This window comes from Chryseobacterium takakiae (genome assembly GCF_900129385.1).
Lineage (GTDB): Bacteria > Bacteroidota > Bacteroidia > Flavobacteriales > Weeksellaceae > Chryseobacterium > Chryseobacterium takakiae.
Window position 1 is genome coordinate 1 of sequence record NZ_FQVO01000039.1, and the last position, 2,062, is coordinate 2,062.

The window sequence follows — 2,062 nt, forward strand, 5'->3', positions numbered from 1 at the left end:
TCAGTATAATTATTTAAATTTACCAAAGAAGATTACTCAGAACTCTGTAGCAACAGATTATACGTACAGAGCAGATGGAGTGAAAGTGAAGAAGCTCTTTGGAGGATTGCAGACGGATTACCTGGATGGCTTCCAGTATAAATTTACCTATGCCTGGGAAGATGAAACCGGCACCATGACCACTGATGGAATGAAATTAAGGATCATCCCTACCCCGGAAGGGTATTTTGATGGATTAAGGAACAGGTATTTTTATAATTATACCGACCATCTTGGGAATATAAGATTAAGCTACAGCGATGCTAACGGAGATGCAATTGTAACCGGTGATATTGTTATTGAAAATTGCCAGACTTTTCCGGATGGCAGTACAGCATGTAACAATTATATTACACCCGGCGAAGCAGAGGGGGCAAACAATTATTATCCTTTTGGGTTAATGCATAATGCACAAAGCTACAATTTTGATAATGCTTATCAGTATAAGTACAATGGAAAGGAATTGCAAGAGACCGGAATGTATGACTACGGCGCAAGGTTCTATATGCCGGATATTGGAAGATGGGGTGTGGTGGATCCGCTCGCAGAAGTTTCAAGAAGATGGTCGCCTTATACATATGTATTAAACAACCCAATAAAATTTGTTGATCCTGATGGTCGAGAAGTGGTTGAAACTGCTTCAGGGACTACATACACAGGAGCAGACGCTCAATCAGCGTTTTTAGCATTAAAAAATCAGTTAGGAAATGGTCCTGGTCCTAAAGGTTCTTGGGGAGGAGTTAGCTGGCAAAAGTATGTCAATAATTGGTATTATGAAGATGGTGCCGAGCATTATAGAGCCGATATAAAAGCTAGAGTTGGGACATTAAAATCTATAAACGGAAATGCGACTTTAAATGTTAAGCAAACGATAGGACAATGGGATAAGGAGTATGGGTTTTTACCTGTAAACAGAACTAATTTTGCCAATGAAAATGCAATGCAAGTAACTAATTGTTATGGATATGTATTAACAAATGGTTACTTTTTCGTAGATGATAGTATCGAAAATATAAGAAGTTTTTTATTGGATTCAGGGTATAAATCTACTCAAGTTTCTAATAAAACAAATTTCAAAACAGGAGATATATTATTATGGGAAGGGCACATGATGGAAGCGGTAGGTTCGAAAAATGGAAAAGTGCAATGGGAAAGTTATTTTGGGTTTGATAGCTCTCCTGTAAAAGGATCATTGCAACAAGTAATGAATTATAACAAAGAAGTTAGCGGTGGTGGCTATGGAAGTTTACAAGGTGCAACGTTATATAGACAACAGGATCAATCAAAAATACAATTTGGACAAAAAAAATATGAATCAGTCGATGTTAAAACAATACAACAACAAAGGAATTATTAGTTTTTTTTCTCTTTTTTTATTAATGTTTTGCAGTAAGGAAGAACCTAATATAAAAAACAGCGATATCTCCTCTGTTCATTCTATAAAATACGTTGGAGGAAACGAAGGAGTGAAATTATCTGAAGACAAACAGAAAAAAGCTTTTGGTAAATGGAAACTCACAAATGCTGTCTTTTTTAATGATAGCAAGAAATTAGAAAATAAAATTATAATTAATAAAAATATTATTGTTGCTGAACAAAGCATTTTTGATACCGAAAATAATATAATTGCCAATAAGCATAACACAATAGGGACATATAAGTTTAAAAGTTTGGACACCCTCAATACAGTTTATTATATTTTTAGTGTCGAAGATAATAAAATGATGATGCAAACGTCAAATTTATTTAGAGTCGTTGATGGCAAGATGACAAAGGACAGAGCAAGGATAAACTTGTTCTTTGTGAGGGAATAATATAAACCCCCGCTGCGCAAAGTCTGTGACTTTGAGCGGATAATAATAAGCCCACCGTTTTTGCGGTGGGTTTTGTGTTTATAAACACTGTAAAACTTAATTTTATATTAAAAATCAGTATAATTATTTAAATTTACCAAAGAAGATTACTCAGAACTCTGTAGCAACAGATTATACGTACAGAGCAGACGGAGTGAAAGTGAAGAAGC

At 34.9% G+C, this 2,062-nt stretch carries 2 protein-coding genes; both read left to right on the plus strand.

Translation table 11 applies throughout. The features are described 5' to 3' along the window. Nucleotides 1-1,396: RHS repeat-associated core domain-containing protein (locus BUA76_RS18970; protein WP_143149963.1), on the plus strand; the 1,396-nt coding region annotated here is incomplete at its 5' end. Then, nucleotides 1,362-1,853, plus strand: a complete 492-nt coding sequence (locus BUA76_RS18975; protein WP_072886361.1) for a hypothetical protein — start codon at nucleotides 1,362-1,364, stop codon at nucleotides 1,851-1,853. The genes BUA76_RS18970 and BUA76_RS18975, both read left to right, overlap by 35 nt. The last annotated feature ends 209 nt before the right edge of the window (nucleotides 1,854-2,062 follow it).